Here is a 273-nt window from a genome sequence, read left to right on the forward strand (position 1 = left end):
GCTTGAGCCACACTACCATCGGCGCAGCTGCGTTTCACTTCCGAGTTCGGGATGGGATCGGGTGGTTCCACAGCGCTAATTTCACCAGGGAGACGGTTGGAGCGTCGCGATGTTCGTGATTTTCCCTTGGGGAAAAAGCACGGCCGTACTGCGCCTGCCTCTCATAGTTCTTGTGACGTAGCGTGCACTTGGTATCTATCGACATGTCATGTCGGCCAAGGCAACTTGAGGTTATATGGTCAAGCCACACGGATCATTAGTATCAGTTAGCTC

At 53.5% G+C, this 273-nt stretch carries 1 rRNA gene; it reads right to left on the reverse strand.

Going from position 1 to position 273, the window contains the following annotated elements:
- Nucleotides 1–89: ribosomal RNA gene (gene rrf, locus QMX79_RS20895) — 5S ribosomal RNA — on the reverse strand; the annotation flags it as partial.
- Nucleotides 90–273: the final 184 nt, after the last annotated feature.

Source organism: Stenotrophomonas sp. PS02300 (assembly GCF_029959395.1).
GTDB lineage: Bacteria > Pseudomonadota > Gammaproteobacteria > Xanthomonadales > Xanthomonadaceae > Stenotrophomonas > Stenotrophomonas maltophilia_AD.